The 26,025-nt window shown below is 76.0% G+C and carries 27 protein-coding genes; 15 read left to right on the forward strand and 12 right to left on the reverse strand.

Annotation, left to right across the window (positions count from 1 at the left end):
- Window positions 1-55: 55 nt before the first annotated feature.
- A complete protein-coding gene (locus OSB71_RS13060; RefSeq protein WP_265947783.1) occupies window positions 56-562 on the forward strand; it encodes a helix-turn-helix domain-containing protein in 507 nt (168 codons plus the stop codon).
- A 311-nt stretch (window positions 563-873) separates the two neighbouring features.
- Complete coding sequence (locus OSB71_RS13065) at window positions 874-2,169, forward strand: MDR family MFS transporter (RefSeq protein ID WP_265947785.1); 1,296 nt, start codon at window positions 874-876, stop codon at window positions 2,167-2,169.
- A gap of 63 nt (window positions 2,170-2,232) precedes the next feature.
- Here the strand turns inward: OSB71_RS13065 and OSB71_RS13070 are convergent, their stop codons facing one another.
- From OSB71_RS13070 to mshA, 4 genes are all read right to left on the reverse strand, one after another.
- Window positions 2,233-2,766 (reverse strand): GNAT family N-acetyltransferase, encoded by a 534-nt coding sequence (locus tag OSB71_RS13070; RefSeq protein ID WP_265947787.1) that lies wholly within the window; start codon window positions 2,764-2,766, stop codon window positions 2,233-2,235.
- A gap of 133 nt (window positions 2,767-2,899) precedes the next feature.
- Window positions 2,900-3,838: a hypothetical protein gene (locus tag OSB71_RS13075; RefSeq protein WP_265947789.1), complete on the reverse strand. Its 939-nt coding sequence runs from the start codon at window positions 3,836-3,838 to the stop codon at window positions 2,900-2,902.
- A gap of 195 nt (window positions 3,839-4,033) precedes the next feature.
- Window positions 4,034-4,612, reverse strand: coding sequence for a type III secretion system chaperone family protein (locus OSB71_RS13080; RefSeq protein WP_265947791.1), 579 nt, complete (start codon window positions 4,610-4,612; stop codon window positions 4,034-4,036).
- The gene (gene mshA, locus OSB71_RS13085; protein WP_265947793.1) at window positions 4,605-5,921 is read right to left on the reverse strand and encodes a D-inositol-3-phosphate glycosyltransferase; all 1,317 of its coding nucleotides are present in this window, start codon (window positions 5,919-5,921) and stop codon (window positions 4,605-4,607) included. The genes OSB71_RS13080 and mshA overlap by 8 nt, the downstream gene beginning before the upstream one ends.
- 134 nt (window positions 5,922-6,055) lie before the next feature.
- Between mshA and OSB71_RS13090 the strand changes: the two genes are divergently transcribed.
- Complete coding sequence (locus OSB71_RS13090; protein ID WP_265947795.1) at window positions 6,056-6,862, forward strand: class I SAM-dependent methyltransferase; 807 nt, start codon at window positions 6,056-6,058, stop codon at window positions 6,860-6,862.
- Window positions 6,863-6,908: 46 nt separating this feature from the next.
- Here the strand turns inward: OSB71_RS13090 and OSB71_RS13095 are convergent, their stop codons facing one another.
- The 4 genes from OSB71_RS13095 to mshD form a co-directional block, all read right to left on the reverse strand.
- On the reverse strand, window positions 6,909-7,358 hold the full coding sequence (locus OSB71_RS13095) for an NUDIX hydrolase (protein ID WP_265947797.1): 450 nt from the start codon (window positions 7,356-7,358) through the stop codon (window positions 6,909-6,911).
- Complete coding sequence (locus OSB71_RS13100; RefSeq protein WP_416237253.1) at window positions 7,339-8,520, reverse strand: CHAD domain-containing protein; 1,182 nt, start codon at window positions 8,518-8,520, stop codon at window positions 7,339-7,341. Before OSB71_RS13100 ends, OSB71_RS13095 begins: the two co-directional genes overlap by 20 nt.
- Window positions 8,504-10,771 carry an RNA degradosome polyphosphate kinase gene (locus OSB71_RS13105; RefSeq protein ID WP_265947799.1) on the reverse strand — a complete coding sequence of 756 codons (2,268 nt, stop codon included), beginning with the start codon at window positions 10,769-10,771 and terminating at the stop codon, window positions 8,504-8,506. Before OSB71_RS13105 ends, OSB71_RS13100 begins: the two co-directional genes overlap by 17 nt.
- A 190-nt stretch (window positions 10,772-10,961) precedes the next feature.
- Complete coding sequence (mshD, locus tag OSB71_RS13110) at window positions 10,962-11,867, reverse strand: mycothiol synthase (RefSeq protein ID WP_265947801.1); 906 nt, start codon at window positions 11,865-11,867, stop codon at window positions 10,962-10,964.
- A 133-nt stretch (window positions 11,868-12,000) separates the two neighbouring features.
- Between mshD and OSB71_RS13115 the strand changes: the two genes are divergently transcribed.
- A complete protein-coding gene (locus OSB71_RS13115; RefSeq protein ID WP_265947803.1) occupies window positions 12,001-13,953 on the forward strand; it encodes a bifunctional metallophosphatase/5'-nucleotidase in 1,953 nt (650 codons plus the stop codon).
- 64 nt (window positions 13,954-14,017) lie between these two features.
- Here the strand turns inward: OSB71_RS13115 and OSB71_RS13120 are convergent, their stop codons facing one another.
- Window positions 14,018-14,611, reverse strand: coding sequence for an NADPH-dependent FMN reductase (locus tag OSB71_RS13120; protein WP_265947805.1), 594 nt, complete (start codon window positions 14,609-14,611; stop codon window positions 14,018-14,020).
- A 94-nt stretch (window positions 14,612-14,705) separates the two neighbouring features.
- Between OSB71_RS13120 and soxR the strand changes: the two genes are divergently transcribed.
- Window positions 14,706-15,158, forward strand: coding sequence for a redox-sensitive transcriptional activator SoxR (gene soxR, locus OSB71_RS13125; RefSeq protein ID WP_265947807.1), 453 nt, complete (start codon window positions 14,706-14,708; stop codon window positions 15,156-15,158).
- A gap of 47 nt (window positions 15,159-15,205) precedes the next feature.
- Here the strand turns inward: soxR and OSB71_RS13130 are convergent, their stop codons facing one another.
- Together OSB71_RS13130 and OSB71_RS13135 are read right to left on the reverse strand one after the other, a co-directional pair.
- Window positions 15,206-16,228: a LacI family DNA-binding transcriptional regulator gene (locus OSB71_RS13130; protein WP_265947809.1), complete on the reverse strand. Its 1,023-nt coding sequence runs from the start codon at window positions 16,226-16,228 to the stop codon at window positions 15,206-15,208.
- A gap of 265 nt (window positions 16,229-16,493) precedes the next feature.
- Window positions 16,494-17,297 carry a response regulator transcription factor gene (locus OSB71_RS13135; protein ID WP_265947811.1) on the reverse strand — a complete coding sequence of 268 codons (804 nt, stop codon included), beginning with the start codon at window positions 17,295-17,297 and terminating at the stop codon, window positions 16,494-16,496.
- Between the two features lie 303 nt (window positions 17,298-17,600).
- Here OSB71_RS13135 and OSB71_RS13140 point away from each other — a divergent pair, with 303 nt between their 5' ends.
- The 6 genes from OSB71_RS13140 to OSB71_RS13160 all read left to right on the forward strand — a co-directional run bounded on the left by OSB71_RS13140 (window position 17,601) and on the right by OSB71_RS13160 (window position 21,598).
- Window positions 17,601-17,870, forward strand: coding sequence for a MoaD/ThiS family protein (locus OSB71_RS13140; RefSeq protein WP_265947813.1), 270 nt, complete (start codon window positions 17,601-17,603; stop codon window positions 17,868-17,870).
- Window positions 17,867-18,844: a hypothetical protein gene (locus tag OSB71_RS13145; protein WP_265947815.1), complete on the forward strand. Its 978-nt coding sequence runs from the start codon at window positions 17,867-17,869 to the stop codon at window positions 18,842-18,844. The genes OSB71_RS13140 and OSB71_RS13145 overlap by 4 nt, the downstream gene beginning before the upstream one ends.
- A gap of 89 nt (window positions 18,845-18,933) precedes the next feature.
- A complete protein-coding gene (locus OSB71_RS13150; protein ID WP_265947817.1) occupies window positions 18,934-19,644 on the forward strand; it encodes an LmeA family phospholipid-binding protein in 711 nt (236 codons plus the stop codon).
- Between the two features lie 426 nt (window positions 19,645-20,070).
- Window positions 20,071-20,154: an Ms5788A family Cys-rich leader peptide gene (locus tag OSB71_RS24650; RefSeq protein WP_416237255.1), complete on the forward strand. Its 84-nt coding sequence runs from the start codon at window positions 20,071-20,073 to the stop codon at window positions 20,152-20,154.
- 255 nt (window positions 20,155-20,409) lie between these two features.
- Entirely contained in the window at window positions 20,410-21,249 is an 840-nt protein-coding gene (locus OSB71_RS13155) for a sulfurtransferase (RefSeq protein ID WP_265947818.1), read from the forward strand.
- 61 nt (window positions 21,250-21,310) lie between these two features.
- Complete coding sequence (locus OSB71_RS13160) at window positions 21,311-21,598, forward strand: DUF1416 domain-containing protein (RefSeq protein ID WP_265947820.1); 288 nt, start codon at window positions 21,311-21,313, stop codon at window positions 21,596-21,598.
- 158 nt (window positions 21,599-21,756) lie between these two features.
- Here OSB71_RS13160 and OSB71_RS13165 read toward each other — a convergent pair whose 3' ends face one another.
- Window positions 21,757-22,137, reverse strand: a complete 381-nt coding sequence (locus tag OSB71_RS13165) for a DsrE family protein (RefSeq protein ID WP_265947822.1) — start codon at window positions 22,135-22,137, stop codon at window positions 21,757-21,759.
- Window positions 22,138-22,412: 275 nt separating this feature from the next.
- Here OSB71_RS13165 and OSB71_RS13170 point away from each other — a divergent pair, with 275 nt between their 5' ends.
- The 4 genes from OSB71_RS13170 (at window position 22,413) to OSB71_RS13185 (ending at window position 25,913) form a co-directional block, all read left to right on the forward strand.
- Window positions 22,413-22,976, forward strand: a complete 564-nt coding sequence (locus tag OSB71_RS13170) for a heme-binding beta-barrel domain-containing protein (RefSeq protein WP_265947824.1) — start codon at window positions 22,413-22,415, stop codon at window positions 22,974-22,976.
- 523 nt (window positions 22,977-23,499) lie between these two features.
- The gene (locus OSB71_RS13175; RefSeq protein ID WP_265947826.1) at window positions 23,500-23,733 is read left to right on the forward strand and encodes an acyl carrier protein; all 234 of its coding nucleotides are present in this window, start codon (window positions 23,500-23,502) and stop codon (window positions 23,731-23,733) included.
- Entirely contained in the window at window positions 23,730-24,974 is a 1,245-nt protein-coding gene (locus OSB71_RS13180; RefSeq protein WP_265947828.1) for a beta-ketoacyl-[acyl-carrier-protein] synthase family protein, read from the forward strand. The genes OSB71_RS13175 and OSB71_RS13180 overlap by 4 nt, the downstream gene beginning before the upstream one ends.
- A 6-nt stretch (window positions 24,975-24,980) precedes the next feature.
- On the forward strand, window positions 24,981-25,913 hold the full coding sequence (locus OSB71_RS13185) for an alpha/beta fold hydrolase (protein ID WP_265947830.1): 933 nt from the start codon (window positions 24,981-24,983) through the stop codon (window positions 25,911-25,913).
- The last annotated feature ends 112 nt before the right edge of the window (window positions 25,914-26,025 follow it).

Consider the following 26,025-nt stretch of genomic DNA (forward strand, 5'->3'; position numbering starts at 1 on the left):
GGACGGCTCACCGCGTGCGCCGTCGTTTCCGGTGTGCGCGGAAGTGGAGGCACGCGTGTCCGACGAGCAGCGCCGGTTATCCGATTCCGCGAGACCGGAATCGCTGGAAGAACTCCTCGCGGCGGTACGGGAGATCGAGCGGCTCCTGCACGAACTCCTGCGGCTGCTGGAGCGGGGCCGGGACGCGGCCCCGGCGCCGCCCGCGGCCGCCCGCGCCCCGGTCGCCGGGCGCGGCCCCCGGTCCGCCCCTCCCCCGGAGGCACCGGACGGGTCCGACTGGCGCCGGTGTCTGACGCCGCGCGAGAACGAGATCCTCGGGCTCCTGCTGACCGGGGTGTCCAACCGGGCGATCTCCCGGCGGCTGGGCATCACCGAGCGCACGGTGAAGAACAACCTGCACACCGTGTACCGCAAGCTCGGCGTCACCGGACGCGCCGAGACCATCGCGCGCTTCCTCCCCACCACGTCGGACCCCGGCCCGCCGGAGCCACCCGCCCCGCGCCCCGGGGGCCCGCCACCCGGGCCCGGGGGCCCGCCCGAGCCCCCGGGGGCGCACCGCTGACCCGCCCCGGAGGCCCGCCAGGCGCTCCCGCCCGGCCGAGTGGGAGGCCCGCGCCGTGCCGGGGCCGCGCCGTGCCGGGGCCGCACTCCCGCGCCGCCCACGGGGTCCGCCCGGTCGGCGCCGGCGCGGCGTGGGCCGCTGACGCCGGTTCCGGCCCCGGCGATGCGCACCCGCCCGCGGCGGGTCGGTCGTGGGACGTGCGACCTGCGGAGGAGCGAGGGTGGGACCAAATCCGGTCGCGCGAGTGAGGGGCGGCTCGGTAAGGTTCCGCACGTATAACGCTCCTTACAGCGCCGACTCGGGGGTTCGCCGTGCGCACCAGGCCACCACTCAGACCGCTCGACCGCGTCCGCCACTCCGCGCGGCGGGCCGTCGCGGGGCTGCCACCCGCCTTCTGGTGGCTGTGGACCTCCACGCTGGTGAACCGGCTCGGTGCCTTCGTCGCGACGTTCCTCTCCATGTACCTGACCGTCGACCGGGGCTACTCGCCGACGTACGCGGGGCTCGTCGCCGCCCTGCACGGCGCGGGCGGCGCGGTCGCCTCCCTGGGCGGCGGCGTCCTCACCGACCGGCTCGGTCGGCGCCCCACCCTGCTCGTCTCCCAGCTCTCCACGGCCGGTTCGGTGGCGCTGCTCGGCTTCATGGAGCACCCGTTCGCCATCGCCGCCATCGCCTTCCTCGTCGGTGTGGCGAGCAACGCCTCCCGTCCGGCGGTGCAGGCGATGATGGCCGACATCGTCGCCCCCGAGGACCGCATCCGGGCCTTCGCACTGAACTACTGGGCCATCAACCTGGGGTTCGCGATCTCCGCGACCGCCGCCGGGCTCATCGCCCAGTACGGCTACCTGTGGCTCTTTCTGGGCGAGGCGAGCCTGACCCTGGTGTGCGCGGTGCTGGTCTTCGTCAAGCTCCCCGAGTCCCGTCCCGAGCGCGGGCCGCTGACCCCCGGCGGCACCGCCGACCCCCGCGTCACCCTGCGCACCGTGGCGCGCGACGGCCGCTTCATGGGCGTCGTCGCCCTCAGCTTCCTGGTCGCGACGATGTTCATGCAGGCCTACGTCTCGCTGCCGATCGCCATGAGCCTCAGCGGCCTGACCAGCACCGAGTACGGCATCGCCATCGCCGTCAACGGCGTGCTGATCGTGGCGCTGCAGATCCCCGTCACCCGCTTCATCGAGCACCGCGACCCGCGCCGGCTGCTGATCTGCTCCTCGCTGCTGATCGGCTACGGCTTCGGCCTGTCCGCCTTCGCCGACACCCTGGCGCTGTACGCGCTCACCATCCTCGTGTGGACCCTCGGGGAGATCATCAACTCCCCCACGCAGATGGGCCTGGTCGTCCGCCTCTCGCCCCTGCACGGCCGGGGGCGCTACCAGGGCGTGTACGGACTGTCCTGGTCCGTGGCCGCCCTGGTGGCCCCGCTGGCCGGCGGCTGGACGATCGACCGGTTCGGCGCCGACACCCTGTGGACGGCGATGGCCGCCCTCGGCACCCTGACCGCGCTCGGCTACGCCCTGCTCCTGCGCACCACCACCCCGGCGCCGCCGGTACCGAAGCCCGCCGCCCCCGCGCCCCGGGAGCGGCCCGCCACGCCCGAACCGGCGTGACGGCCCACCGCCGGGCACGGGGCCGCCCGGCGGGGCCGCCCGGCGGGGGTCACCGGACCGGGGTCACCACAGGTCGCCGTCGCGCCAGTCGCAGGTGAGGGGCGCGTCGAGGGACAGGGGCGCTGCCCCGGGGAGGACCAGGACCGCGCCGTCCTCCTCCGCGGTGCGCTCGGTGCCGTGCGGGGTGAGGGCGTGGGTGGGGCCGCGCCAGGGCAGCCAACCGCGGGCGGTGTAGAAGGGCAGGCCGTCCTCCGACGCGGCCAGCGCGCCCAGCTCGTAGGCGGCGCCGACCACCCGTTCGAGCTCGGCCATCACCGCCCCCGCCACCCCGCGACGGCGGAACTCCGCGCGGACGGCGACGCCTTCGACGTACCCCGTGCGCAGCGCCCGGCCGGCGTGCAGCAGGCGGCGCTGCACCAGCGCGCCGTGGCCCACGAGCGTCCCGTCGGCGTGGGCGAAGGCGTGCAGGCCGCCCAGGCAGTGCTCCCAGTCGGCGTCCGCGAAGTCGCCGTCGAACGCGTCCACCAGCAACGCGCGTGCCGAGTCCAGCAGTTCCGCGTCGCAGTGCGCGGTGTGCAGCAGCCGTACCTCCACCATGGGCGGCACGGTACAGGGGGACGGCGCTCCGCGGCCCCGCGTCGGCGCGTGATGACCGCGTGTGGGACGCGCCCTGCCCGGTGGGCGCGGGAGGCGCGGTGGAGCGGGGGCGCGGGGGCGCGGGGCTGGGTGGTCACCGGTGGGTGGAGGCGGCGAAGGGGCCCACGGCGTCGGCGGGCGCGGCGAGGTACTCCTCGGCCTGGGCGGCCGCCTGGCGACGGCGGTGGCGCCCGGCGGTGTCGGCGTGCGGCGAGTGGGGCGGGGCGTGCAGGGACAGCCGCCCCTCGGCCGCCAGGGTCTGCACGCGCACGAGGAGCGCGCGCAGGTCCAGGCCGAGTTCCTCCGCCACGAACTGCAGGTCGACGCCGGACTGCCAGCTCCACACCAGCACCGAGTCCATGGAGGACGACCAGGACGACCAGCCCTCGGCCTCCCGGACCGCCTCGGTACGCGGCGCCCCGGCGTACGGCGGCGCACCCTGCGGTTCCCGCGACGGCTCGGCCGACGGCTCCGGTGTGACGAACGGCTGCGCGGGGTGGGACGCCGTGAACGGCTGGGCGGGCGCACCGAAGACCTGCGCGGCCTGCGGCGGGACGAACCCGGGCGCGGACTGCGCCGGCGCCGGGTGGGCCCGCGCCGCCTGCGCCTCGGGGTGCGGGGCACCGGTCGGCGCCCCGAACTCGCCGCGCTGGCGCGGCACGTGGATCTCGGCCTCCGGCGGCTGCCGCACGGGCTCGTGCGGCGTCATTCCGTCGGCCTCGGGCTCCGGCGCGGGGAACGACTCCTCGGCGGGCGGCGGCTGCGGCGCGGGCTTGAGGAGCCCGGAGGCCATGGTGCGCGCGTCCTCCTTGCCGACCGTGCGCCGCGCGACGCGCACCTCGCGCTCGTGCAGGCCCATCAGGTCGGCGACGGCGGAGTCGTTGCCGACGGTGACGGCGAAGGCCGCGAGCATCCTGGTCCGTTCCGCCTGGGCCTCGTCGAGCACCGACTGCGCCTGGCGCACCCGGTCGTCGCTGGCACAGAACGCCTCGGCCAGCACCGTGTTCCTCTCCCACAGCTCACGCGGTTCCACGTGCGCTCCAACGCGCCGCCGCCGCACGGAGAGACGCTTACCGCCCGTACGTCACCCGATGAGCGTCATAGGCATCTGAGCACCATTCATTCGAACTGCCCGGTGGCCCGGGCGCGGGCCGCGGCGGGGCATGCCCGCGCCGGGCGCCGGTCGGCCGGCCCGTCGGCCCCGCCCGCCGTCGCCGCCCCGGGCGCGCTAGCCGGGCCCGGCGTCCTGGCCGGGGCGCGGCCCGCCGTCCGACGCGCCGTCCGACGCGCCGTCCGGCCCGGCGTCCCGCTGCGCGGCGGCGTCCTGCTCACCGGTCAGGCGGCTGAACGCGTCGAGGTTGCGCGTCGACTCCCCGCGCGAGGTGCGCCAGGCGTACTCGCGCTTGATCGCCCCGGCGAAGCCCAGCTCCAGCAGGTGGTTGAAGGAGCCGTCGGCGTTCTCCAGGACGGTGCCCAGCAGGCGGTCGATCTCCTCCGGCGTCGCCGCGCTCAGCGGGAGGCGGCCCACGAGGTAGATGTCACCGAGCTGGTCGATCGCGTAGCTCACCCCGTACAGGCGGGTGTTGCGCTCCAGCAGCCAGCGGTGCACGCCCGCGTGGTTCTCGTCGGGGTTGCGGATGACGAAGGCGTTCACGGACAGTGAGTGAGCGCCGACGATGAGCTGGCAGGTCGTGGACAGCTTCCGGGTGCCCGGGAGCGTGACGACGTAGGTGCCCGGCTTCGGCGACTCCCACTCCAGTTCGGCGTCGGCGAGCGTCTGCTCGATCACAGCGGCGGCGTCAGACATGCAGCGATCGTAGGCGACCGGGCCGGGCCGCGAGCGCGTCGGCGTAGACGTCGGCGGTGTGGCGGGCCGCGGCGGCCCAGCCGAAGGCCCGCGCGTGCTCCGCCGCGGCTTGGCCCATCCGGGTGACGCGCTCGGGCTGGTCGACGAAGCGGCGCAGCGCGCGGGCGTAGTCGACCGGGTCGTGCCCGGCGACGAGGTACCCCGTCACCCCGTCCCGGACGGCGACGGGCAGGCCGCCCACCGCGGCCGCCACGACCGGTGTGCCGGCGGCCTGCGCCTCGATCGCCACCAGCCCGAAGGACTCGTTGTACGACGGCATGACCAGCACGCTGGCCGCCCGGTACCAGTCGGCCAGCGCCTCCTGGTCCAGCGGCGGCCGGAACAGCACGACGTCGGCGATGCCCAGCTTGGCCGCCAGCTTCTGCAACCCCTCCGGCCTGGCCATCCCCGACCCCGAAGGACCGCCGACGACCGGCACCACCAGGCGGCCGCGCAGCTCCGGGTCGCGCTCCAGCAGCACGGCCACCGCGCGCAGCAGCACGTCCGGTGCCTTCAGCGGCTGGATGCGTCCGGCGAAGAGCGGGATCAGCGCGTCCCGCGGCAGCCCCAGCCGGGCCCGGGCAGCGGCGCGCCCGTCGGCGGGCCGGAACCGGGCCAGGTTCACCCCGGGGTGGACGACGGCGGTGCGGGCCGGATCGGCGTCGTAGTACCGGCGCAGCTCCTCGGCCTCCTCGGCGGTGTTGGCCACCAGCCGGTCCGCGGCCCGCACGATCTGGGTCTCGCCGATGACGCGGGCCGCGGGCTCCGGGGTGTCCCCGGCGGCCAGCGCCGCGTTCTTCACCTTGGCCATCGTGTGCATGGCGTGCACCAGCGGCACGCCCCAGCGCTGCGCGGCCAGCCAGCCGACGTGGCCGGAGAGCCAGTAGTGCGAGTGCACCAGGTCGTAGTGGCCGGGCCGGTGCCGGGCCCACTGCTGCATGACGCCGTGCGTGAAGGCGCAGAGCTGCGCGGGCAGCTCCTCCTTCTTCAGCCCCTCGTACGGGCCCGCGTCCACGTGCCGCACGAGCACCCCGGGCGCGAGCTCGACCGTGGGCGGCAGCCCGCCCGTCGTCGCCCGGGTGAAGACCTCCACCTCGGTGCCCAGCTCGGCGAGCTGCCGCGCCAGTTCCACGATGTAGACGTTCATCCCGCCCGCGTCGCCCGTGCCCGGCTGGTGCAGCGGTGAGGTGTGCACGCTGAGCATGGCCACGCGGCGCGCTCTGCGCGGGAGTCCGAGCCGACGTCCGAGCCGCGTGACGTACGCGCTCACGTGTCCTCCCTGCGCCGTGCGGTCCTGCGGTGCCGTTTCCCTGGACGGAACGCCTCCGTCCGCCCCCGTCTTCCCACTTTGCCCAACCGTGACCTGGCCGGTCCGGGGGGGCGGACCCCGTACCCTGGTCCACCGTGCCCGCCCGTCCTCCGGGCCGCCCCGTGGGCACCGTGACCCGCGGGACGACCAACCCGAACCGCCTGCGCCGCATGGACCGCTGGATCGCCGCCGTCCACGGCCCCGCCCTGCGCCGCGCCGAGGCCGCCCCGCTCGCCGTCGACCTCGGCTACGGCGCCGCCCCGTGGACGGCCGTCGAGCTGCTCACCCGGCTGCGCCGGGTCCGCGGCGACGTCCGCGTCACCGGCCTGGAGATCGACCCGGCGCGCGTCGCGGCGGCGCGGCCCTACGCACGCGAGGGGCTGGCCTTCGCCCGCGGCGGCTTCGAGCTCCCGCTGCCCGACCCGCCCCTGCTGGTCCGCGCCGCGAACGTGCTGCGCCAGTACCCGGAGCAGGACGTGCCGGGCGCCTGGTCGCGCCTGTGCGCCCGCCTGGCCCCCGGCGGCCTGCTGGTCGAGGGCACCTGCGACGAGATCGGCCGCCGTCACGTGTGGGTGGCCCTGGGCCCCGAGGGTCCGCGCACCGTCACCTTCGCCGCCCGCCTGGCCACCCTCGCGCGCCCCTCCGAGCTCGCCGAACGCCTGCCCAAAGCGCTCATCCACCACAACGTCCCCGGCCGGCCGGTGCACGCCTTCCTCACCGCGTTCGACGCCGCCTGGGCCGCCGCCGCCCCCTACGCCCCGCTCGGCGCGCGCCAACGCTGGGTGCACACCGCCCGCGCGCTGTCCGCCGACTGGCCGGTCACCGACTCCCCCGCCCGCTGGCGCCACGGCGAACTCACCGTCCGCTGGCCCGCCCTGGCCCCACCCGGCTTCCCGGCGTAGCCACCGCGCCCACGCGGGGCCGGCGCCGAGCCCCCGGGCGGCGGGCTCAGGGCGCGCGGTGCGGGGCCGCGCGGAGGTGGAGGAGCGCGGTGGTCAGGAGGGTGCGGTCGCGGGGGTGGGTGAGGAGGAGGCGGGCGCGGGCGGGCGGGAGCCACGTCATGCGGTCGATCTCCCGCGACGGGGCGAAGGCTCCGTGGCACGCCTGGGCGAGCCAGTAGTCGACGGTCTTCCACCGCTCACCGGTGCGGTAGCGCGCGGTGGGCAGGCGGGGGCCGAGCGCGCAGTGCATGCCGGTCTCCTCGGTCACCTCGCGCACGGCCGCGGCCGCCGCGCTCTCACCGGGGTGGAGCTTGCCCTTGGGGTGCGACCAGTCCGCCCACCTGGGCCGGTGGACGAGGGCGATCTCGACGCCGGTCCCGGCGGCGCCACCCGGCGCCGGACGCCAGAGCACGCAGCCGGCGGCGCGCACCGGCGGCTCAGGGGTGGGCGGGGGCATGGCCGGGGCCGCTCGGGGGGTGCCAGACGCGGCAGAAGGCCAGGCGGGCGGCCTCCACCTCGTGCCGCTGGTCGGCGTGCAGGACGCCGAGCGCGTAGGCGGTGGCCGGTGCGATGCGCGGGGTGCGCCCCGCGGAGGCGGCGGCCGCGGCGGCCTCGGCGGCGGTGCGGTGCCGGTGCAGGTGGCGCGCGGCGGTGCCGAGCACCCCGCTCTCCTCGCCCAGCACCTCCTGCGCGTACCGGAGGTGGCGCAGCAGCAGGCGGACGTGGTGCCAGGCGCCGTCGTAGCGGTCGGCGGAGCCGGTGAGGGTGTGGGCCAGGGCGCCGGGCCCCAGCGGCAGGGCGTCCACGGCGTCGGTCAGGCGGCGGTGGGCGTGCTCCAGGCAGGGCCGCAGGCCGGGCAGCGCGGCGGCGGAGCCGTCCGCGGCGAAGGGAGTGGCGGAGCCGTCCGCGGCGAAAGGGGCGGCGGAGCCGTCCGCGCCGCGCGGGGCGGCGGTGTCGGCGGACGCGGGGGGCTCGGTCGCCAGCGGCACCTCGGAGGCGAGCAGGGCGACGGCGTCGGCGACGGCGTGGAAGCGGCCGGAGCCCAGCGCCTGGAGCGCGGCGGAGTGGGCGCGGGTGCGCAGGAGGGTGAGCTGGCGCTCCAGCAGCGCGCCGGCCCGGGCCGCGCCGACGCCGGGGCGGCCCGGTGTGCCGGAGACGGCGGTGCCCTCGCCCGGTGCCGAGAGCCGGTGCAGTGCGGTGAGCAGGCGGTCCAGGCGGGTGGCGTAGTCGTACTCGCGGCCCAGCAGGTCGCACAGCCAGGTCAGCTCGGTGGCCAGGTGGTCGGCCCAGGCGGGGTCGAGCAGGCGGCGGAAGGTGTGCAGGGTGCCGCTGATGCGCCGGGCGGCGCGGCGCATCAGGCGCACGGCCTCGGCGGCGTCGGCGGCCGTCTCCGCGCTGCCGGCGGTCTCCGCGTGCTGCCGCAGGGCCCGCAGCACCTCTCCGGCCTGGTGGTGCAGGTACCCCGCGAGCACCTCGCCGGCCGTGCCGGCCGGGTGGAAGGGGCCCGGCTGGTGGCGGGGCGGGGGGTCGGCCTCCCCCGCGGCGTGCGGCACGAGTGCGCGCGGGGAGTCGGTGGAGACGGGGGCGCCGCCCGCCGTGAGGTCATGTCGTGGGGCCACGTCGGCGCCTCCGGGCGTCGATGAGCATTTCCTGTACGTTGCGCAGCGGCCGTCCCTCGGCGTTGGTCGCGTGCCGGGTCCAGTCGCCGTCGGGGCCGAGGTGCCAGGAGGCGGTCGCGTCGTCCACGCCGGTCTCCAGCAGCCGGCTGAGGGCCGCCCGGTGGGCGGGGTCGGTGACGCGCACGAGCGCCTCGATGCGCCGGTCGAGGTTGCGGTGCATGAGGTCGGCGCTGCCGAGCCACACCTCGGGGTCGCCCCCGCCGCCGAAGGCGAACACCCGGGAGTGCTCCAGGAACCGGCCGAGCACGGAGCGTACCCGGATGTTCTCGCTCAGCCCCGGCACGCCGGGCCGCAGCGCGCAGATGCCGCGCACCCACAGGTCCACGGGCACCCCGGCGCGGGAGGCCCGGTAGAGGGCGTCGATGACGGCCTCGTCGACGATCGAGTTGACCTTGAAGCGCACGCAGGCGGGCCGGCCGGCGCGGTGGTGGGTGATCTCCTTGGTGATGCGCGAGACCAGCCCGTCCCGCAGGGAGGTGGGCGCGACGAGCAGCCGCCGGTAGGTCTCCCGCCGCGAGTAGCCGGAGAGCCGGTTGAACAGGTCGGACAGGTCCGCGCCGACCTGCGGGTCGGCGGTGAGCAGGCCCAGGTCCTCGTAGAGCCGCGCCGTCTTGGGGTGGTAGTTGCCGGTGCCGACGTGGGCGTAGCGGCGCAGGTGCTCGCCCTCCTGCCGGACGACGAGGGACAGCTTGCAGTGCGTCTTCAGCCCGACGAGGCCGTAGACGACGTGGCAGCCGGCCTCCTCCAGCTTGCGCGCCCACTTGATGTTGGCCTGCTCGTCGAACCGCGCCTTGATCTCGACGAGCACGAGCACCTGCTTGCCGGACTCGGCGGCGTCGATGAGCGCGTCCACGATCGGCGAGTCGCCGGAGGTGCGGTAGAGCGTCTGCTTGATCGCCAGCACGTCCGGGTCGGCGGCCGCCTGCTCCAGAAAGAGCTGTACGGAGGTGGAGAAGGAGTCGTAGGGGTGGTGCAGCAGCACGTCGCGTTCGCGCAGCGCGGCGAAGACGTCGGGCGCGGACGCGGACTCCACCTCGGCCAGATCCCGGTGGGTGCCGGCGATGAACTTCGCGAAGCGCAGCTCGGGCCGCTCGACGCGGCCGACGATCGCCGCCAGCCCGGAGAGGTCCAGCGGGCCGGGCAGCGGGTAGACCTCGGCGTCGGAGACCTTCAGCTCGCGCACCAGCAGGTCCAGCACGTAGGGGTCGATGGACTCCTCGACCTCCAGGCGCACCGGCGGACCGAAGCGGCGCCGCATGAGCTCCTTCTCCAGCGCCTGGAGCAAGTTCTCCGCGTCGTCCTCCTCCACCTCCAGGTCCTCGTTGCGGGTGACCCGGAACATGTGGTGGGCCAGCACGTCCATCCCGGGGAACAGCTCCTCCAGATGGGCGGCTATCACGTCCTCCAGCGGCACGTAGCGCTGCGGGGAGGCCTCCAGGAAGCGGGCCAGCAGCGGCGGCACCTTCACCCGGGCGAAGTGGTTGTGCCCGCTGACCGGGTTGCGCACGACGACGGCCAGGTTGAGCGAGAGCCCGGAGATGTAGGGGAAGGGGTGGGCCGGGTCGACGGCCAGCGGGGTGAGCACGGGGTAGATCTGGTGCCGGAAGAGGGTGAAGAGGCGGGCCTGCTCCGTGTCGGTGAGGTCGCCCCAGCGCACCAGGTGCACGCCCTCGTCGGCGAGCGCGGGTGCGACGTCCTGCTGGTAGCAGGCGGCGTGCCGGGCCATGAGCTCGCGCGAGCGCGTCCAGATCAGCTCCAGCACCTCGCGCGGCTGGAGCCCGGAGGCCGACCGGTTGGCCACGCCGGTGGCGATGCGCCGCTTGAGCCCGGCGACGCGGACCATGAAGAACTCGTCCAGGTTGCTGGCGAAAATCGCCAGGAAGTTGGCCCGCTCCAGCAGCGGCACGTTCGGGTCCTCGGCCAGCTCCAGGACGCGTTCGTTGAACGCCAGCCAACTGCGCTCCCGCTCCAGGAAGCGGTCCCGGGGGAGGTCGTCGCCGGACTCGGCGTCGAGGTCGTAGACGTCCGGCTCGGAGTCGAGGTCCGGGTCGAGCGCGGCGGTCAGCGAGCCGCCGCCCAGGGGCGAGGCGGCCACGGCGCCCGGGCGGGCCGCGGTGAGCGCGCCCACGACCGGCTGGGTCTCGTCGGGGCCGGAGGGCTGGGACGGGGCGGAGTGCGCGGACTGGTCCATTCCCCCATTCTTCCGCCCTCGGCGCACGCCGGGCTCGTCGGCCGACCGGGCCCGGCGTGCGGACGCGGTGGCCGCCTGCGAGACCTCTTCCCCGGCGTGCTGCACCCCGCGATGCTCGCAACCGAGTCTGAATCAGCGGTTACACCCACGTGGCGCGCAGGCGATCCTGCGACTGCGCGCGGGCGGCGGGCTACGTCTCCGTGCGGTACATCAGGTCGACGGCGTGGGTGCGGAAGCCCAGGCGCTCGTAGACGGCGACGGCCGGGGCGTTGTCCGCGTCGACGTAGAGCATCGCGGTGGGCATGCCGCGGACCTCGGCGAGATGGCGCAGCCCGGCGGTGGTCAGGGCGCGGCCGAGGCCGCCGCCCTGGTGCCCGGGGACGACGCCGACGACGTACACCTCGCCGAGCCGCTCGACCTCGTGCACCTTGGTCCAGTGGAAGCCCGTGATCCGCTCGGGCTCGTCGGTCGGGACGGCGAGGAGGAAGCCCGCCGCGTCGAACCAGGGCTCGGCCTTGCGGGCGTCGAGGTCGCGCTGGGTGAGGGAGCCCTGCTCGGGGTGGTGGGCGAAGGCGGCGGCGTTGGCGTCGAGCCAGGCGGCGTCGTCCTTGCCGGGGACGAAGGAGCGCAGGGTGACGCCGTCGGGCAGCGCCGCCGGGGGCAGGGCGTCGGCACGCAGCGGCATCCGCAGTTGGCGCAGCTCGCGGAAGAGGGTGAGCCCGAGGCCCTGGGCGAGATGGCGGGCCGCGGCGTGGCCCCCGTGGGCCCACAGGCGCAGCCGGCGCCCGGAGGCGTGCAGCAGCGCAAGGCCCAGCGCCCGGCCGTAGCCGCGGCCGCGGTGCGCCGGGTGGACGACGAGCTCGCCGGCCGGTGCCTCCACCGGGTCGGCGTCCTCCAGTTGGCCGTAGCCGACGAGTTCGCCGCCGGAGCGCACCAGGAAGTGCGTGACGCCGGCGCGGTACCCGCCGCGGAGTTGGAGCCGCCCCTGCTCGGAGACGGCTGACTGGCCGTCGGCCCGGGCGGCGGTGTCGATGAGCACCAGCGCCTCGCCGACGACGTCCTCGGACACCCGTTCTGTGACCACCACGTCGCTCATGCCGCAGAGCCTACGCCCGCTGTTCGCCACCTCGTGGTCACCGCACGGCCCCTGACACGCTACGCGCGTTGACCGTAGGCTGCCCCTGCTTCGCACGCTCCCTGCTGTCGAACGCTCCGCGAAGGGGACCACCATGCCGAAAGCGCCGCGCGTGCCACGCGCCCCGCTGACGCCGCACCGCCACACACCGGACGGCGCCACGCCGGACGCCGCCACGCCGCACCGCTCGCCCGGGCGCCGCGCACCGCGCCGGTTCGCGCTCACCGCGACGGGCCTGGCCGCCGCCCTCGCCCTGGGGACGGCGGCGCTGCCCTCGGCCGCCCAGGCCGCCCCCGGCCGCGCCGACCACGGGCCCGCCGCCACCGGGCACGCCGACCCCGGGCCCCGCCCCGGGCACGGGCACGGCAACGGCAACGGCAACGGCAACGGCCGGACCGTCGACCTCCAGGTGCTGGCCATCAACGACTTCCACGGCCACCTGGAGCCGCCCACCGGGTCCAGCGGCACCGTCACCCGCGAGCACGCCGACGGCAGCACCGAGTCGGTCCCGGCCGGCGGCGTGGAGTACCTGGCCACCGCGTTGCGCGAGGCGCGCGAGGGGCACCGGCACTCGATCACCGTCGCCCCCGGCGACATCGTGGGCGCGAGCCCGCTGCTGTCCGGGCTCTTCCACGACGAGCCGACGATCGAGGCGATGAACGCGCTCGGCATGGACGTCGTCGGCGTCGGCAACCACGAGTTCGACGAGGGCCGGGCGGAGCTGCTGCGGCTCCAGCGCGGCGGCTGCCACCCGGTCGACGGCTGCTACGCCGAGGACCGCACCTTCGCGGGCGCCGACTTCCCCGTGCTGGCCGCCAACGTCGTCGACGAGAAGACCGGCAAGCCGCTGCTGAAGCCGTACACGGTGGTCAAGCAGCGCGGGGTGAAGGTGGGCTTCGTCGGCGTCACGCTGGAGGGCACCGCCGACATCGTCTCCGCCGAGGGCGTCAAGGGGCTGAAGTTCCTGGACGAAGCCGACACGATCAACCGCTACACCCGCGAGCTGCGGCGCCAGGGCGTCAACGCCGTCGTCGCCCTCGTGCACGAGGGCGGCCACCCGGCGAACCCGGCGTACAACGCCGACTGCGCGGCCCCCGGCGGCGGCATCTCGGGGCCGATCACGGACATCGCGGCGCGCACCGACGCGGGCGTGGACGCGCTGGTGACCGGCCACACCCACCAGCCGTACGTGTGCAGCCTGCCCGACCCGGAGGGCAACGACCGGCTGGTCACCTCCGCCGCCTCCTACGGCCGCCTGTTCACCGAGCTCGACATGGTCTACGACCGCGCCCGGCGCGACATCGTGCGCGCCTCGGTGACCGGCACCAACCACGTCGTCCACCGCGAGCGGCCGAAGGCGGCCGACCTCACCGAGCTGATCGCCGGCTGGCAGGAGCTGGCCGCACCCGTCGCGAACCGCCCGATCGGCTACGTCTCCGAGGACATCACCGCGGACCGGACGCTGCCGGAGACGCCGCTGGGCGACCTCGTCGCCGACGCGCAGCTCGCCCACGCCCGCACCCAGGACGAGACCACCGACCTGGCGCTGATGAACCCCGGCGGCATCCGCGCCGACCTCACCCACGCGGCCTCCGGCACCGAGGGCGACGGCGTGGTCACCTACGCCGAGGGCTACACCGTCCAGCCCTTCTCCAACACCGTCAACATCGTCTCCCTCACCGGGGAGCAGCTCCTCGGCGTGCTGCGCGAGCAGGTGAGCGGGGCGAACGCGGCCGCGCCGAAGATCCTCCAGGTCTCGCACGGGTTCACCTACACCCTGGACCTGACCCGCACCGGCGCGGACCGCGTCGTGGCCGGCTCCGTGCGGCTGGACGGCGCGCCCCTGGCGGCCGACCGCACCTACCGGGTGGCCGTCAACTCCTTCCTCGCCGGCGGCGGCGACGGCTTCCCGACGCTGGCCGAGGGCACCGACCCGCTGGTGGGCGGGGACGACCTGCGCGCGCTGGAGGAGTACCTGCGGGCGCACTCCTCCCCCGGCGCCCCGCTGGCGGCCCCGGCGGCGGACCGCGTCACCGTCGTGCGCTGAGCACCGCCCCCGCGCACGGACGCGCCCACCCGCCGGACGCCGGCCGGGTGGGCGCGCCGCCGTGTCACGCCCCGTACGGGCGCTTGGCCCGGGCCTCGGCCAACGCGGACGCCCACCAGTCGAGTTGGCCGAGCATGCCCTTGGCGGCGGCCGCCGCCTCCGCGGCCTCCCGGGGCTGGCCCTGCTCGTCGAAGGCGTTCCAGGCGTGGTGGAAACTCAGCGCGTCGCGCACGGTGACGGCGTGCATCTCCGGGAAGACCTGCCGCAGTTGCTCGGCGGCCCGGATGCCGCCGCCCTGGCCGCCGTAGGAGACCAACCCGACGGGCTTGGCCCGCCACTCCTCGCGGTACCAGTCCACGGCGTTCTTCAGGGCGGCGGGGAAGCTGTGGTTGTACTCCGGGGTGACGACGACGAAGGCGTCCGCCCGCGCCAGCCGCGCGCCAAGCTCCCGCTGGTGGCGCGCCACGTCGGCCGCCGGAGCGCCGCCCCAGCTCGGCATCACCAGCGGCAGCGGGTGGTCGGCCAGGTCGACGACGTCCACGTCGAACGCCCCGTGCTCGCGGGCCTGTTCGGCGAACCAGTGGCTGACGGTGGGGCCGAAGCGGCCCTCGCGGACGCTCCCGGTCAGGACGGCCAGGCGCAGCGCGGTGGTGGACATGGTGACTCCCGTGGTCCGGGCCGGGCCCCTCGCCCGACCGCTGCACCGAGCCTCTGACTTCAACTTAGGTTGAAGTCAAGCTACGGTGACGGACATGACGACACCCTCCTGGAAGGCGCGCGAACTCACCGTCGGAGAAGTGGCCGCCCGCAGCGGCGTGGCCGCCTCCGCCCTGCGCTTCTACGAGCGCAACGGACTCCTGCACAGCCGCCGCACGAGTGGCAACCAACGCCGGTACGCGCGCGACACCCTGCGCCGCGTCGCCTTCATCCGCGCCTCCCAGCGCGTGGGCATCTCGCTGGAGCGCATCCGCGACGTGCTGGACCTGCTGCCGGAGAACCGCACGCCCAGCCGGGCCGACTGGGCCCGCGTCTCCGAGTGCTGGCGCGACGACCTGAACCTGCGCATCAAGCAACTCACCGAGCTGCGCGACGACCTGGACGACTGCATCGGCTGCGGCTGCCTCACCCTGGACCGCTGCGCGCTGGTCAACCCCTGGGACATGGCCGCCGAGGCCGGCCCGGGCTGCCGCGGCTTCACGGCCTGAGCGCCCCCGTCGCGGCGGGCGGCGACAGCCCCGGCGGCCGGACGGCGTCAGCCGCAGCCGCAGCTCCGGCGCACGACGAGGGCGGAGGGGAACTGCCGGAGCCGCTCGCGGCGGGAGCCGGTGGTGCGCACGGTCTCGTCGAGCACCAGGTCCACCGCGGCCCGCGCCATCCCCGGGCGGTCGGAGGCGACCGTGGTCAGCGGCGGGTCCGTCAGCGCCGCCTCCTTCACGTCGTCGAAGCCCGCGACGGCCAGCTCACCGGGCACGTCGAGGCGCAGCTCGCGCGCGGCCCGCAGGACGCCGATGGCCTGGTCGTCCGTCGCGCAGAGGATCGCGGGCGGCCGGTCCGGGCCGGACAGCAGCTTCAGCCCCACCTCGTAGGCGTCGTAGCGGTTGTAGGGTGCCTGGAAGAGCCGCCCCTCGGTGGAGCGGCCCGCCTCGCGCATGGCGCGCCGCCAGCCCTCGACGTGGTCGGTCACCGGGTCCCCGACGACCGGGGTCGTCTCCACGCCGCCCAGGCAGGCGACGTAGGGATGCCCGTGCTCCAGCAGGTGGCGGGTGGCCAGGTGCGCGCCGCCCACGTCGTCGGTCACCACGGCGACGTCCTCGATCGCCTCCGGACGCCGGTGCAGCAGCACCACCCGCGCGTCCCACGCCTCGATCTCGGCCGCCGCGCGCTCGCTGGGGCCCTGGCTGACCAGGATCAGCCCCGAGACCCGCATGCCGAGGAACGCCCGCAGGTAGTGCACCTCGCGCTCGTCGAGGTAGTCGGAGTTGCCGACCAGCACCATCTTGCCGCGCTCGGCGGCCTCCCGTTCGACGGCGTGGGCCATCTCCGCGAAGAACGGCTGCCGGGCGTCGGGGACGATCATCCCTATGAGGTCGGTGCGGCGGGAGGCCATGGCCTGCGCGACGCGGTCCGGCCGGTAGCCGAGCTCCTTGATCGCCGCGAGCACCCGCTCCCGGGTGGCGGGGGCGACCGGTCGGGGTCCGTTGTTGATGACGTAGCTCACGACGGCGGTCGAGGTTCCCGCCAGCCGTGCCACGTCGTCTCGCGTCACCTTCGCCACGGCGGGCAGTCTACGCGGGGGGACGGGCCCCAGGGTCACACGCGGATACCGTTCCCCCGCCACGTCACCACGCCGGGGCCGCCCGGCACACCCGCCGGGCCGCGGGGCGTCGCACCGTGGGCGGCACGAGCAGCGCACGGGCTGGCGGCGTGGGCGCCACTCCGTGGGTGGCGCGGGCGCACGCCGGGCAGCCGACGCACGCGCCGGGCGGACGGGCCGCCCGCCGGGCGGACGGGCCGCGCGCGGACGTGGGCGGTACCGGGCGTCAGCGGCGCCCGGTACCGCCCGCGTCCGCCGCGTCCCTGGCCACCCGCTCGGCCGCCTCGGCGACGCTCTTCTCCCCGGCGGCGCGCTCGGCCACCTCCTCCGGCTTCCCCTGCTTTCCCTGCTTCCCCGGCTTCTCCGGCGTGACGAACCGGTACCCGACGTTGCGGACGGTGCCGATGAGCGACTCGTGCTCCGGGCCGAGCTTGGCCCGCAGCCGCCGCACGTGCACGTCCACGGTCCGGGTGCCGCCGAAGTAGTCGTAGCCCCACACCTCCTGGAGGAGCTGGGCGCGGGTGAACACCCGGCCGGGGTGCTGCGCGAGGTACTTCAGCAGCTCGAACTCCTTGAAGGTGAGGTCGAGCACGCGGCCCTTGAGCTTGGCGCTGTAGGTCGCCTCGTCCACCGAGAGGTCGCCGTTGCGGATCTCCATCGGGCTCTCGTCCACGGTGAGCTGCTGGCGCCCCAGCGCGAGCCGCAGCCGGGCCTCCACCTCGGCGGGGCCCGCGGTGTCCAGCAGCACCTCGTCCACCCCCCACTCGGCGGTGACGGCCGCCAGGCCGCCCTCGGTCACGATCAGCACCAGCGGGCAGCCGGGCCCGGTGGAGCGCAGGAGCTGGCACAGCGAGCGCACCTGCGGCAGCTCGCGCCGCCCGTCGACGAGGATGACGTCGGCCCCCGGCGTGTTGACCAGGGCGGGCCCCTCGGCCGGGGCGACCCGCACGTTGTGCAGCAGCAGCCCGAGCGCGGGCAGCACTTCGGCGGAGGGCTGGAGAGCGTTGGTCAGGAGGAGAAGCGAGCTCATGACGGTGAGTCCTTCCTCGGTCCCATCGAGGGCGGGGGACGGCGCGCTCCCCGCGGTGGGTGAGGGCCGCCCGAAAGCACGAAAGGACCCGGAGGCGACATTGCCCGAGTCCTTACCCGCAGCAGGATAGCCGAGATCCCCCCGCCTCCCCAGTGCGACGTTCACCACGCCCTACCCCGCCGTTCACCCTCCGCCCCGGCGGACGGACCCCGCCGGGAACGGCCGGGCGGCGGGGCGGGCGGGCGGTGGCGGGGAGGGCATGATGGGGGCCACGCACTAGCTCGTCGCGGTGGGAGTCGCTACATGGCCGTACAGGGAACGATCCGCTACTGGGCGGCGGCGAAGGCCGCGGCCGGGGTCGCGGAGGAGGGGTACGAGGCCGGGACGCTGGCCGAGGCCCTGGACGCCGCCCGGACGCGGCACACCGCGCGCCCCGAGTTCGCCCGGGTGCTGCGGCGCTGCTCCTTCCTGGTGGACGGCGACCCGGTCGGCACCCGCCCTCACGAGGCCGTGCGGCTCACGCAGGGCGGCACCGTCGAGGTCCTCCCGCCGTTCGCCGGAGGGGCGCGGTGAGCGCGCCGCACGACCGGCACGACCACGCCCCGCACCAGCACGGCGGGTCGCGGCCGCCGCAGGCGACGCAACCCGCCCCGGGGACGCCGACGGGCGGCCCCGGGGGCCCGGGTGCCGTCCCGCCGCAGCCCGGCCCGGGGCGCGGGCGGGGGCCGGGGCGCCGCCGGGCGGGCCGCTCGGCGCACGGCCCCGGCGGTGTCGCCGAGCGCGTCGGCGACCCGGTCATCCCACCGGGTCCGCTGCCCGCCCTGGGCACCCTCGCGCTGGCGGTGGCGTTCGCCGCCGCCGCCCCCCTGGGCCGGTTCGCGCTCGTCGTGCCGCTCCTGGCGCTCCAGGCGGTGACGGCCGCCGGCTGGTACCGGCTGAACGGCATGTGGCCCGCCCGGCAGGGCATCGCGGCGGCCTTCCTGGCCGGGCTCACCGCCGACGCGGCGCTGCTCGCCGTGGACGCCGGGCACACCGCGACGGCGCTGCTGGGCGTGCTGGGGTTCTGGATGCTGCTGGTGCTGCTGCTCCAGCTCCGCGACCGCGGCGCCCCGGAGGAGCGGCTGTACGCGCTGACCGCGGGCGTCACCGCCACGGTGCTGACCGTGCTGGCGGCCGGGTTCCTGGCCGCCGTGGAACACAGCCCCGAGGTGGTGACGGCCGGCGCCGTCGCCGTGGGCGCGGCCGCCGTGCTGCGGGCGGTGCCGCTGCCCGGGCCGGTGACCGCCGCGCTGGCGCTGGCGGGCGCCGCGGCGGCCGGGCTGGCCGCCGCGGAGCTGGTCGGTGCCGAGGCCGTGCGGTGGGCCGGGCTCCAGGGCGGCGCGGCGGGCGCGGTACTCGGCGCGCTCGCGGGCGGGTGCGCACTGGTCGGCCTGCGCACGGCCAGCTACGACTGGCCCTCGCGCTTCGTGCACCTGACCGCCGGGGTCGCCCTGCCGCTGACCCTGGCCGCCCCGGCCGTCTACGCCCTGGCCCGGCTCGCCGCCTGAACCGGGCCGCCACCGGCCGGGTCACCGCCTGAACCGGCCGGTAGCCGCGCCGTTAGGATCGCGGGAGTCGACCTGGGGGGCCGAAGGCCATGCGCGCACTGCGGATCACACTCATCGTCCTGCTCGTGCTGGGCGGCCTCTTCGTCGGCGTGGACCGGCTCGCGGTGAACTACGCCGAGGGCGAGCTCGCCGACCGGGCCCGGGCAGCGCGCGGCGCGGAGTCCGCCGAGGCGTCCGTGAACGGCTTCCCCTTCCTCACCCAGCTCGCGAGCAAGGAGCTGGAGTCGGTGGACATCACGCTCAGCGGCGTCACCGCCTCCAGCGACGGCCGCACGCTCCAGGTCGACGAGTTCGACGTGCGGGCCCGCGACATCCGGCTCGCCGACGACTTCCGCGGCGGCGTGGCCGCCGAGGCCACCGGGACGGCGTACATCACCTACGACGCGCTCAGCGCGGCGGCCGACGAGGGCGTGACGATCTCCCACGGCGGCGACGCGGCGGCCGACGGGCAGGCGAAGGTCGAGGTCACCGGCCGGGTGCGGGTGCCGCTGCTGGACCGCACGATCGAGGAGTCCACGGTCAGCACGCTCACCGTGGAGAACGGCGACACGATCCGGCTGCACGCCGACGAGGTGCCCGGTTCCTCGATCCCCGGTGTCGAGGAGCTGATCCGCGAGCGGATCGACTACACGCGGCGGATCGACGGGCTGCCCGCCGGCGTGGAGCTGACCGGCGTCGAGGCCACCGAGGACGGCGTCCAGGTCGAGTTCGCCGGGGAGCGGATCGACCTCGCCGGCTGACGCGGCCGGCGGCGCGGGCGCCGGGGCGGACGCACGGACGACCGGACGGCCGGGCGGCCCGGGGAAGGCGTGGGCTCCCCACGGACGGACGGCCCCACGCACGGACGGCCCCGGCCCGGCGCACGGGCGGTCGGGCAGCCCACGGGCGGTCGGGCCCCGCACGCCAGTGCCCGGCGAAGGGCGCGCCGCCAGGGCGCGGCACGGGTGCCCGGGCGCGGCGGAGGCGGCCGGAACGGGCGTGGAAGGGCCCTCGTCCAGCATCCGAGACGTCGCCCCGGGCGACCGCGAGATGCCGGCGCCGCCGCCCCCGAGGGGGAGCGGCGGGGAGCGGCGCGGCACCGGCTCGCGTCCCACCATGCAAACGATCACGTCTCGTCATGCGGAACGTCGGTGACACGCGCGTCCCGCGTCCTTACGATCGACGGCATGACCCGACAGGCGGAACTCACCAAGCGACGGGCAGTCGACCTGTGCCGCGTCGCCGCCATGCTCTGTCGCCCCACCGCCTGACGGCCCGCGCCCGTCGGCCGGCGCACCGGTGCGGCGGGCGCCGTGCCGGCCGACGGGCGCGGGCCGCCCAGCCGCCCGCCACGGCCGACGGCGCCCCGCTCCGTGCCGGTCCGGCGCCGCACGCCACACCGGACGGCGCCGGACGCCCGCCCGGAGGACCCGCCTCCGCGGCGCCCCGCGCGCCCCGCACCGCAGACCACCCGCCGCACGCACCGCACACGCACCGCACCGCACCAACGCCCCGGAGGAGATCCCATGAGCCGCAGTGACGTCCTGGTGGACGCCGACTGGGTCGAGGCCCACATCGACGACCCGAAGGTGGTCGTCGTCGAGGTGGACGAGGACACCTCGGCCTACGACAAGAACCACATCAGGAACGCGATCCGGATCGACTGGAAGCAGGACCTCCAGGACCCGGTGCGCCGCGACTTCATCGACCAGGCCGGGTTCGAGAAGCTGCTGTCCGGGAAGGGCATCGCCAACGACGACACCGTCGTCCTCTACGGCGGCAACAACAACTGGTTCGCCTCCTACGCCTACTGGTACTTCAAGCTGTACGGCCACCAGGACGTGCGCCTGCTGGACGGCGGCCGCAAGAAGTGGGAGCTGGACTCCCGCGACCTGGTCGCCGAGGTCCCGACGCGCCCCGCCACCCAGTACCGGGCCACGCCGCAGAACACCGCGATCCGCGCCTTCCGCGACGACGTCGTCCAGGCCATCGGCGAGCAGAACCTCATCGACGTGCGCTCCCCCGACGAGTTCAGCGGCAAGCTGCTCGCCCCGGCGCACTTGCCGCAGGAGCAGTCGCAGCGCCCCGGCCACGTGCCCAGCGCCCGCAACATCCCGTGGTCGAAGGCGGCCAACGACGACGGCACCTTCAAGACCGACGCGGAGCTGAAGGAGCTGTACGAGGCCGAGGGCGTGGATCTGGCCAAGGACACCATCGCCTACTGCCGCATCGGCGAGCGCTCCGCCCACACCTGGTTCGTCCTGCACGAGCTGCTGGGCCAGGAGAACGTCCGGAACTACGACGGCTCCTGGACGGAGTACGGCTCGCTCATCGGCGTCCCGATCGAGCTCGGCCCCGCCAAGTGACGGCGACCGGCTGACCCCTCTCCCGCTTCTCCCGCTTTCCCGATCCGAAAGAGGACCCTCCATGTGCGGAGCCCAGGCAGGCGGCCCGGACGCCTCCACCATCAAGCCCGGTGAGACCACGATCCAGGGCAACGTGACCCGCGGCGGCGAGCCCGTCACCGGCTACGTGCGCCTGCTGGACTCCTCCGGCGAGTTCACCGCCGAGGTGCCCACCTCCGCGACCGGCCAGTTCCGGTTCTACGCCGCCGAGGGCACCTGGACCGTCCGCGCGCTGGTGCCGGGCGGCACCGCGGACCAGACGGTCGTCGCCCAGCAGGGCGGCGTGGCGGAGGTCGCCATCGCCGTGTGACGCGCTCGCGGTCCGCTGGGGTCGCGCACGGGCCGAGGGCCGCACCGGGTTGGACGCCAGGGTGCGGCCCTCGGCCCGTCGCGCGCCGGAACGCCGCGGGCGGACGCCGGGCGGCGCGGCCGCGGGCGCCCTCCGGCACGCCCCGGCGCGCCGGTGCCTCAGTACACGAGCGCCTGCGTGTTCGGGGCCATCGCCTCCGCGACGAAGACCTGCGCGCCGGCGATGCGGACGCCGTCGAGCACGTCGGCCTCGGAGATGCCCCGGCGCGCCGCGCACTGGGTGCACAGCGTGATGCGGCCCCCGGCCTGGACGCCCGCGATCAGGTCCGGCAGCGGCGCCGCGTGCGGCAGCTCGAACTCCGCGGCGCGGCCCGGCAGCGCGAACCACGCCGACTCACCGGTGAGCCACAGCGAGACCTCCACCCCGCTCGCGGCGGCCACCGCGGCCACCGTGAACGCCTGGGAGCAGCGCTCGGGGGCGTCCGCCCCGGCCGTCACCTTGATCACCAGCTTGCGCGAACCCTCTGCACCGTCTGCCATGGGGCCACGGTAGCCGGGCGGCGGACCTCACAGCGCCGGGGCCCTCCGCGGCGACTAGACTCGGCCCCGGTCGTCCGTCCACCGAGCCGCGCAAGGAGCGCCCCGTGCTTGAGGCATTCTTCATCTCCCTGATGGTCCTGGTCGTCCTCGGGACCGGCGGGTTCGCGCTCCTGGTCGTGAAAAAGCTCTTCGAGGGCCAGCGCTGAGCCCCGGCCCCCACCCGCGCCCACCGCACCGCACCGCACCGCCGAACGAACCAGCGAGCGTCTGACTCCATGATCGAGATCCCGTCCGACCTGCACCCCGACCTCGTCCCCCTCGCCTTCCTGCTCGGCGACTGGACGGGCGCGGGCGTCGCGGACTTCCCCGGCGCCGAGCAGTGCAACTTCGGCCAGGAGGTCTCCTTCCGCCACGACGGCCGCGACTTCCTGGAGTACGTCTCGCACTCCTGGGTCCTGGACGCCGAGGGCCGCAAGGTGCGTCCGCTGGAGACGGAGACCGGCTACTGGCGGATCGGCGAGGGCCGCAAGGTCGAGGTGACCATGGTCCGCGACCAGGGCATCGCCGAGATCTGGTACGGCGAACTGGCCGAGGGCAAGCCGCAGATCGACCTCGCGACCGACGCCGTCGCCCGCCTCGCCTCAGCGGCGGCCTACAGCGGCGGCAAGCGGCTGTACGGCTTCGTCAAAGGCGACCTGATGTGGGTGGGCGAGAAGGCCACCCCGGAGGTGCCCCTGCGGCCCTACATGTCCGCCCAGCTCAAGAAGGTCGTCGACCCGAGCGAGTGGGCGAAGGACCTGAAGGACCTGCCGGACGACGGGATCGCCTTCTTCAAGTAGGCCACCCCGCGCACCCGCCCCGCGCACTCGGCCCGTCCCGCCGTCGCACCGCGCGCCCGGCCCGCCCCGGCGTCGTCGCCCGCCCGCCCGCCGGGGGTGTGTCGGCCCGGCCGCCGGTTCCGGCGGCTGGCAGCCCACCTCGTCCAGCTTAAACGGCCGCCCCCGTCGACTTCGGCGTACCGCGGCGCCGACCGCGGCCGCCTCCCCCGCCCCCGGCCCGGCCACACCGGCGCCCGGCCGGTCCCGGCCCACGGGGTGACCTTCCACCTCCCCCACCGTGGCGGCCGGGTCGTACGGGCCGCGCCGCCCCCGTCCGCCCGGGAGCGGATGCCCGGCCGGAACCGCGTGCCGGCCGCGGCGGGCGGTGGGGCCGCGCGGGAGTCGCACCCTATGGCTGTTCGCCGCCGAACCCCTTCGTGTGCCGCCGCATCCGGGGACGTAACCTCGCGCGCCGCGCGGCGTTGCGCACCTTGTCCGACGTACGAGCCTTCCGTGGCCAGGTGGGGAGCAAGGGGACTGCCGGATGGAGATCGCAGAACACGTCAGCGCGCTGCTGACCCAGAAGTTCGGGGTGGCCGCCGCCGCCGTGCGCCCCGAGGTCCCCCTGCGGCAGCTCCGCATGGACTCCCTGGCGCTGGAGGAGCTGCGGCTGCTCATCGAGGACCGCCTGCGCGTCGACCTGGAGGACGTGGAGCTGACGTCCCGGGACACCGTGGGACAGCTCGTCGCCGCCGTGCGCGACCGGGTGGCGGCGTGAGCGCGGCGCCGGGCTTCGCCGCCGCCGTGACGGGGCTGGGCCTGGTCACGGCCGCCGGGGTCGGCGTCGAGCGCGCGTGGCGGGAGGTGACGACGGCCACCGCGCCGCGCGGAGTGGTGCGTCCGGCGGAGCTGAGCGGCCTGTCCTGCGACTTCTTCTACGCCGTCGACGGCGCGGAGCTGGACACCGACGCGGTGCTGGGCGTGGCCGAGACGCGGCTGATGGACCGTTTCTCCCAACTGGCCGTCGTCGCCGCGCGGGAGGCGGTGGCCGACGCCGGGCTCGACCCCGGAGTGTGGGACGCGGGGCGGGTCGCCGTGGTCATCGGCTCCGCCCACGGCGGGCTGCCGTTCTACGACGCGCAGCAGGCGGCGCTCACCGAGCAGGGCCCGCGCCGGGTCTCGCCCAAGCTGGGCGCCCTGGTCCCGGTCAACGGCGCGGTCAGCGCCGTCTGCCGCGACCTGGGGGCCCGCGGCCCGGGCCTGGCGGTGACGACGGCCTGCTCCTCGGGGACGGACGCCATCGGCACGGCCCGCACGCTGCTGAGCGCCGGGCTGTGCGACGTGGCCGTGGCCGGGGGCGCCGAGTCGGTGTGCGCGCGGCTGCTGATCGCCAGCGCCTGCCGGCTGCGGGCGCTGTCCACGCGCCGCGACGACCCGGCCGCCGCCTGCCGCCCGTTCGACGTCGACCGGGACGGCTTCGTGATCGGGGAGGGCGCCGGGCTGCTCGTCCTGGAGCGCCCCGAGCACGCCCGGGCGCGCGGGGCGCGGGTGCGGGCGCGGGTCCTCGGATACGGGGCGACCAACGACGCGTACGCCCCCGTCGCCCCCGACCCGGAGGGCACCGGTGTCGAGCGGGCGCTGCGGGCCGCGCTGGCCGACGCGGGCGTGTCCCCGTCCGACATCGGCCACGTCAACGCGCACGGCACCTCGACGGTGGTGAACGACCTCGTGGAGAGCTCCGTGCTGCACCGGGTGCTCGGCGACGGTCCGCTGGTGACGTCCACCAAGGCCATGACGGGGCACACGCTGGGCGCGGCGGGCGGCATCGAGACGGCGCTCACGGTGCTCGCGCTGGAGCGCCGGCTCGTCCCCCCGACCGTCAACCTGGACACCCTCGATCCGCTCGTTCCGGTGGAGGTGGTGGCCAAGGCGGCGCGCCCGGCGCGGCTGGAGTACGCGGTGAAGACGTCGCTGGGCTTCGGCGGGCACAACGCCGCCCTCGTGCTGGCGGGCGGCTGAGCCGGGATGGACGCACCACCGCAGGAGACCGTGCGCCGGCTGACCGTGGACGGGCTGTCCTACGCCTACCGCCTGCTGCGGCAGCCCCACCCGCGCACCGAGCCCGTCGTCGTCGTGGGCGGCGCGCTGCAGAGCATGTACGGCTGGCCGCACCTGGAGGACGCCGTCCTGCCCGTCGCCGGCCTCGTCACCGCCGACCTGCCCGGCATGGGGGGCGCGGACCCGCTGCGGCCCGAGCAGGACAGCGAGCTGCTGCGCACCGCCCTCGCCCGCGTCGTCGACGACCTCGGCGCGCCGCGCGTCAACCTCTTCGGGTACTCCTACGGGGCCGCCATCGTCTTCGGCTACGCCCAGCGGCATCCCGGGCGGGTCGCGCGGCTGCTGCTGGGCGGCGTCCCCGCGCACATCAGCGCCGCCCAACTGGCCGACTGGCGCCGGGCCGCCGACCGGCTGGCGGCGGGGCGGGCCGGGGAGTTCGCGGACCTGGCCGCCGCCGGCATGCTGTGCCTGGACCCGTCCCGGCCGGTGCACCGCCGGGCCCTGGCCCACCGGTACGTGCGGCGCTCCCTGCTGCGCGCCGTGACAGGGACGCCGCACGCGATGGCCGTCCTCGACCGGGCGATGCACCGGCGGCTCCCGCTGACGGGCGGGCTGTCCGGCGTGCCGGCGCTGGTGTTCAGCGGCGAGCACGACACCGTCACCTCCCCGGCGCGCCAGCGCGCGTTCGCCGCGACGATCGAGCCGAGCACCTTCCACGTGCTTCCGGAGAGCGACCACTGGGCCGTCCTGGAGCGTCCGCGGGAGATCGCCGAGCTGGTCCGGCACTTCGTGACCGACCGCCCGCCGGACGCCGCCACCTGGCCGGAGCCCGCCGCCGCCCGGTTGGAGCCCGCGGTGCCGCGCCCCCGGCGGCGGAGCGTGACCGAGCCGGCGGGGTGAGCTCGCGGCGGTGATGCGGTCCCCGGGGCCGGAGCCGTCGGGGCCGGTGTGGTCGAAGTACTCGCGGGCGCGCCCGCCCCCCGGCCGAGGGACACGCCACCGCCGGGCCCGG

It is taken from the genome of Streptomyces marinisediminis (genome assembly GCF_026262575.1).
Lineage (GTDB): Bacteria > Actinomycetota > Actinomycetes > Streptomycetales > Streptomycetaceae > Streptomyces > Streptomyces marinisediminis.